This is a genomic window from Streptomyces sp. TAA040 (assembly GCF_000424845.1).
The window spans coordinates 1-6,363 of the sequence record NZ_AUKR01000052.1 but is presented as its reverse complement, the minus strand read 5'-3'; the positions used below and the strand labels follow the sequence as shown (position 1 = coordinate 6,363).

Annotated in this window: 6 protein-coding genes; 5 read left to right on the top strand and 1 reads right to left on the bottom strand. The window is 66.4% G+C overall.

What is annotated here, in order from left to right; genetic code table 11:
- From H300_RS32735 to H300_RS28510, 5 genes are all read left to right on the top strand, one after another.
- A partial coding sequence (locus H300_RS32735) for a hypothetical protein (protein WP_486583992.1) occupies window positions 1–188 on the top strand: 188 nt, incomplete at its 5' end.
- Between the two features lie 602 nt (window positions 189–790).
- Entirely contained in the window at window positions 791–1,939 is a 1,149-nt protein-coding gene (locus H300_RS0121425) for an ISAs1 family transposase (RefSeq protein ID WP_078516212.1), read from the top strand.
- Window positions 1,875–2,174 carry a lactococcin 972 family bacteriocin gene (locus H300_RS30700; protein ID WP_078516211.1) on the top strand — a complete coding sequence of 100 codons (300 nt, stop codon included), beginning with the start codon at window positions 1,875–1,877 and terminating at the stop codon, window positions 2,172–2,174. Before H300_RS0121425 ends, H300_RS30700 begins: the two co-directional genes overlap by 65 nt.
- A gap of 114 nt (window positions 2,175–2,288) precedes the next feature.
- Entirely contained in the window at window positions 2,289–4,367 is a 2,079-nt protein-coding gene (locus H300_RS0121420; protein ID WP_028429016.1) for a hypothetical protein, read from the top strand.
- The gene (locus tag H300_RS28510) at window positions 4,364–5,035 is read left to right on the top strand and encodes an ATP-binding cassette domain-containing protein (RefSeq protein WP_051270274.1); all 672 of its coding nucleotides are present in this window, start codon (window positions 4,364–4,366) and stop codon (window positions 5,033–5,035) included. Before H300_RS0121420 ends, H300_RS28510 begins: the two co-directional genes overlap by 4 nt.
- Before the next feature lie 409 nt (window positions 5,036–5,444).
- On the opposite strand, the gene H300_RS0121405 is transcribed toward H300_RS28510, so the two are convergent.
- Complete coding sequence (locus H300_RS0121405) at window positions 5,445–6,284, bottom strand: transposase family protein (RefSeq protein ID WP_028429015.1); 840 nt, start codon at window positions 6,282–6,284, stop codon at window positions 5,445–5,447.
- Window positions 6,285–6,363: the final 79 nt, after the last annotated feature.

Here is a 6,363-nt window from a genome sequence, read left to right as displayed (position 1 = left end):
GAGCGCGCGCCAGCCAGAACCGCGCCGGCCGCCGCGCACAACAGCGGGAGCATCGGATACCTCCGTCCTCGCAGGCCGCGCGGATCTGGTATCCATATCAGGAAGCGCCGCAGGTCAGCGGCATTCTGCAGGGCGACGTGAGGGTTCGGAAGGGCCAGTTTTCCCAGTCCGGCGGGCATGGGCGATGATGTTTGGGCAGGCACGGTCTCGCTCGGTTCTCATGGGTCTTCGACAACCACATGATCACCGACGGCCGTGCCTGCACTTCTTTCCAGGGACACCCCGCCACACACCGGTACATGACGTCACGTCACACACGAGACCGACGAACCGGACCGATCCTGTTCGTGCAATGACCCTGGGTCAGATCCCTGTCCGAAAAACGCGAGGCCCCTCAAAGACCGATTTACGTCTACGTTCGTCTTGATTTCCTCTCACCCTTGTGGCTGCCTGCTGTGATCATTCTGTGTGTTCAGGACCGCACGGTGTCCATCGCATGTTCTATCGAAGGTGAGTTGATGATGAGATTCAAGCGCGCAGTGCAGATCGCAGTAGTCTCCGGTGCTCTGGTAGTGGCCGGTGCCGCTCCCGCGCAGGGCTTGTGCAAGTTCCCGGGATCGCCCAACTGGCGTGAGGATGCTGCGGGTTGGGTCAGATGACAGAGCGGACACGGGGTCCGTGATCATTCAGGTGTCTAAGCCGAGTGATCAAGAGGGTTCCCGTGTCCGCTGTCTCATCTTCCCCGATCCCTGCGGTGTTGGCCAAGCTGGGTCCGCTCGCCCCGGACGATATGGCTGACCTGCGTGTCTTCCTGAAGGTGGTGCCCGATCCGCGCTCCCGGCGAGGCCGCTGGTACTCGTTGACCTCGATCCTGCTGGTCTGCGCGGCAGCCGCGGTCTCCGGAGCCAGGACCATCGACGAACTCGCCGAGTGGGGCGCCCGCGCCGATGCCGGACTGCTCGCCACACTCGGCGTGCGCCGTCACCTGCTGCACTGGCGGCACGCCCCCTCCAGATCGGCGATCGGAAGAGTCCTCGAGCGCCTCGACGCCGACGCACTCGATGCGGCGGTGGGCGCCTGGCTGGCCCAGCGCCATGCCGCCGCGAGGGCAGACGTCCCGGGCGGGCGACGGGTGATCGCCGTGGACGGCAAGACGCTGCGCGGCTCCGCCCGCCCAGGCCGGCCCCGCCGGCATCTGCTGTCCGCCGTCACCCACGGACGCCCCGTCACACTCACCCAGGCCGAGATCGGGTCCAAGACCAACGAGACCCGGCACTTCCAGCCCCTGCTCGCCCCACTCGACCTGGAAGAAGACGTGGTCACCTTCGACGCGCTGCACTCCGTGAAGGCCAACGTCGCCTGGCTGGTGGAGACGAAGAAGGCGCACTACGTGGCCGTGATCAAGCCCAACCAGCCCACTGTCTGGGCGCAGTTGGACAGCCTCGCCTGGCACACGGTGGCCATCCAGCACACCGCCTCCGGCAAGGGGCACGGCCGTCGCGAGTCCCGCTCCATCAAGACCCTCGGCATCGCCGACAACCTCGGCGGCATCGCCTTCCCCCACGCCAAGCTCGCCGTCCGGGTCCACCGCCGCCGCAAAGCAACCGGCCGGAAAGAGTCCCGGGAGACCGTCTACGCGGTCACCAGCCTCGACGCCCACCAGGCAACATCGGCCGAGCTCGCCTCCCACCTGCGCGGACACTGGATCGTGGAAGCCCAGCACCACATCCGCGACCGCACCTTCGCCGAAGACGCCTCCACCGTCCACGCCGGCCACGCACCCCGCGCCATGGCCACCCTCCGCAACCTCGCGATCGGCGCCCTCAAAAGCCTCGGAGCGACCAACATCGCCAAGACCACCCGCGCCATCCGCGATGAACCAGAACGAGCCCTACCGATCCTGGGCATCTTCAACAACCCGGACCATCACGGAACTTGATCAAGCCCTGGCTCCCGCGCTGGCGACCATCAAGTACGTCGGCGGCGGAACGTGGGACTATGGAGCCGGCACCTCCTACATATGGTCGGACTACTACCACGAGGACAAGTGCCACGGCTCGACCTCGGTCGGTGCCTTCATCGACAGCGATGAGGCATCCGCCGGCAGTTGGTCCCTCACTCAGGCCGACGCCGCCCTCTACGGCAACGAGACGTACTACAAGACCACCTGTTGACAGGTCGGCGACACGCGTAGCATCCCGAAGGGCCCGCGCACCGCGGGCCCTTCGCAGGCCCGTGAGCCTTCCACTACTTGACCGTTCGATCACCCCATAGCTTCTAGGGCACGCATGCTGCATCGTGGCGTCAAGTTCACCCACGCCGTCATCCTGGCGTTCTCCTCCCTGTTTGCCTTCCTGTTCCTCAGAAGCTTCGAGGACCAGTGGGCTTTGGGCTACGACGCGGTTATCCAGGTCACCGAGTCGCGGAACGCCAGTACCAGCCGCGCCATCGAGCAGGCCGTCGAAGCGTTCGCCCGTGACTATGGTGTGACCGTGGGGCGTCAGGAAGTCGACCTGGAACACCCGGATCGCAGCCGGGACCTCTACCTGACTCCGAGCGGTCCTCGCACTGACTGGCTCAAGGACGGCTATCCGGCGTTCAGCCCCGGCCAGGCCACCGTGACCAGGCCGTTCGCCGACATCTCCGATCGCGACCCGCGCGGCCTGTACTACCTCTTCGGTGATCCTGATGCCGTTCGGCCCTTTCTCGGCCTGTTGGAGCAGCATGGTTTGACCGCCTGGCACGCCCAGCCGGCCTCCATCGACGAGCTTTCCTATGCCTACGGCGGCAGCGCTCTGGGAGGTTCTCTCGTCGTCGTCGCTTTGGTGTGCATCACCATGACCGGCGCAGGTGTCCTCCTTAGCGCCAAGGCCTATGGGGTTCTGCGTCTTCAGGGCATGTCCTTGCCCACGATCCTCGCCCGCGACCTACGCAGTCTTGCACGCTTCTGGACGGCCGCTCTCGCCGCTGTGACGATCACGGCGACCGCCCTGCTGGCCTGGTACAACCACCTCGCCTGGTTCGGTCTGTTCGCCCTCCTCTCCGCCGCGACTGCGGCCGTCTTCACGGCACTTGTCATCAGCACCCATGCCGCGATGCTCACCCTGACCGCTCGCACCGGCATCCTGGCCGCCCTCAAGGGAGAGATACCCGCCCGCTCCACTGCGGCGGTCGCCTATCTTGTACGCGTGCCGGCCCTTCTGCTCGCCCTTGGCATCGCAGCCTCGGTCCTGCAGGCCGGGCAGGACCTCGTCCGGCGCGAAGATGCCCTAAGCGTGTACAAGAAGGCGGGCAGCGCCTCCACCATCCGCCTCAACGGTTACCTCGGTGACCCCAAGGCGTTGAAAGTGCTGGAGGCGAAAGTCGGCCCCTGGTTGCGCGAAGCCGATGCCGACGGCGAGATCGTCCTCGCCGGCCGCGAGGAACTCGCCCGCTCACGCGATGCCCAGGGCATCCCCGCCGACGACCTGATGGTTGCCAACGAGACGTTCCTGGATCAGCAGAAGGTCCTCGCCCCGAACGGCCGTCCATACCCTGCCGCAACAGGCGGTAACGGCCACATCCTGCTCCTGGTTCCGCAGCGGCTCGCCGCTCATGCCGACAAGCTCGCGACCCTGGTGCCCGGCCTGGTCAGTCCTTCCGATCCGGACCAGATCTCGTCCGAGCAGATCGCCGTGAAGGCCACTGCTGACAACCAGAAGATCTTCACTTACAACGCCCGTGGCACCCGCGAGTCAGGACAGGACCAGCTCGCGGACGATTCGTTCCTCACCGATCCCGTCATCGTTGTTGTCCCCAACGGCACCGATTACATCAGCGACAAGGGGTACACCGCCTACGCCTCACAGCGCAGCATCGTATTTCCAGACCCCGCCGACATCACGGCCCGTGGCCTGCGTAACGAGGTCGTCGGCATCAGTCCCGTCGCCGCTGACGCTGCCCAGGCAATTCGAAACATCACCGCCGACTTCCGCCTGCGCCTGTTCAACCTCGCCGTCGCCCTCGTGGTTCTGCTCGTCACCGGCATCGGCGTCGTTATCGTCCACACCCGCAAGAACGCCCAGCGGATCTTCGCTCGGCACATCCATGGATGGACCTTCACCGCCACCCACCGCACGCTCTTGGCGGCCGAAGCTGCCATCGTCCTACTGCTCGTCTCCTGGCTCCCCTACCAAGCCCACCAGTGGAATCAAGGCCTCGACCAATACAAGGCCATGGGCATCCCCGCCCCTCGTGACCCGATGACGATCACAGGCCAGGACCTGGCTGTCATAGCCGGCCTCGTCGCGATCGAGATCGCCACCGCCCTCACGGTCCTGGCCCTCTTCCACCGCCGCATCGTCAAGGAAGGATCGACCGAAGCGTGATCGACCTGACCGGCCTGTCCAAGTCCTTCGGCTCCCGCATTCTTTGGCAGGACCTGACCTTCACCATCGAGGCCGGGCGGATGCTCGCCCTGACCGGCCCCAGCGGATCAGGCAAGTCCACTCTCCTCAACTGCCTCGGCCTACTCGACGCCCCAACCACTGGCACCATGCGCCACCATGACCAGGACATCACCAAGCTCAGCCCACGCAAGGCCCGCATCTATCGGCGCGACACCCTCGGCTACCTCTTTCAGAACTACGCTCTGATCGACAATGCGACCATCTCCGACAACCTGAGCGTCGCCGTCAAGCCCGTCCGCTCGGCCCGCAGATCCCGCCCCACTCTCGTCCAGGCACTGCAACAAGTCGGCCTCGCCGGCCGCGAAGACGACATCGTCCACCGTCTCTCGGGCGGCGAACAGCAACGCGTCGCTCTCGCACGCCTCATCGTCAAGCAACCCGCCCTTGTCCTGGCCGACGAGCCCACCGGCGCCCTCGACCTCGACAACACCCACATGGTTATCGCCACCCTCCGTGCCCTGGCCGACGCCGGCTGCGCGGTGGTGATCGCGACCCACGATTCCACCGTCAGGGACCTGTGCGACAGAGTCCTGCAGGTAGGAACCACCACCCATCCCAAATCCGTCAAGGAGATCACCGCCGCATGAACCCCCGTCTCACCTGGACTTTCACAGGAGTCGCTGTCGTGGCCGCCATCGTTTTTCTCGTCTATGGCACTCACGCGCTGACGATCATCCAACGCGTCGCCCTCCGGGTGTTCTGACCAGTCCCCACAACACCTCGCGCTACCGAAGGCGCGGCGAGGGCGACGGGCACGGCCTCACCCGATGCTTGGCTAACATGGGTCGGCCGCGCATGATCGCGCACGTACGGAGCCGCCCGCCTTGCCGTCCGGATCACAAGGTGGTTGACAGAACCCAGATCTTCACCCGGACAGCGTCGATGAGGACCACCGAGCGGTGTGCATCGTGAAGTTGCAGGTCATGGGGCTGGTGTGCGCGGGCTTCGGGGTGCTCGTGCTGGTCGGGGGCGGATGACTCCCGTCTAGATCGTCGGTCAGCGGGCGACTTCGCGGTTCGTGAGGACCAGCAGGGCCCTGACCAGGGCGGTCGCCCACTTGGGGTCGGTGCGGACCTTGGTGAGCACGCGCCAGTTCTTCAGGTGCGCGAAGCCGTGCTCGACCGGGGCCCGGACGGCGGCCAGTGCCTTGTTGGAGAGCTTCTGGCCGCCGGTGAGCGGCCGGTTGCGGGCGGCCTTGTATCCGGTGATCACCGCCGGGTCGGCGTCCGGGCCGCTGTCGTCCAGGCCGACGAAGCCCAGGTCGGCGATCGCGCCGAGCCCGGCCGCGCGGAGATGGGCGGTGAGCTTGTCGTGCCGGCAGGCGGTGATCTCCGAGGTCCGACCGGGCCGCACCGCGGAGACCCATGCCAGACGGCCCTTGTCGTCGGTGAGTGCGATCACGAGCAGGCCGTGGCATTTATGCTTGCCGGAATAGTTCTTCCGGTTCGCTGTTCCGGTGCGCCGCCGGGTGCGTATCAGCGAACCGTCCAGCAGTACGATCCCACCACCCTTTCGGGCGATCTTCTTCAAGGCGCGGTCCAGGCGCGGGGCGCGGGCGGCCAGCAGGCCGACGACCTCGCGGACCCAGCGGGTGACGGTGGTGCGGTGCACCCCGTTCCCGCCGGCCAGATCGCCGGGCCGCTGGTCACAGCGCAGCACCGCCAGCACGATCCCCGCGATCTTCCCCGGAGCCAGGGCCCGCCACCGTGAGCCGATCTTCTTGCAGTGGCCGCGTATCAGGGTGGCGAGATAGTTCAGGGTGGCGCTCGACAGCGGCAGGCGGGCGGTGTAGACAAGGCCGTCAGGGCCCTCGGCGTGAGGGTTGTTTTTCTTCACACCAAACTCAACTGCCGCCGGGGGCCCGCCGGTTACGCCCCGACCATCATCGCCCCGGTGCGGCTACCGGCGTGCGGTG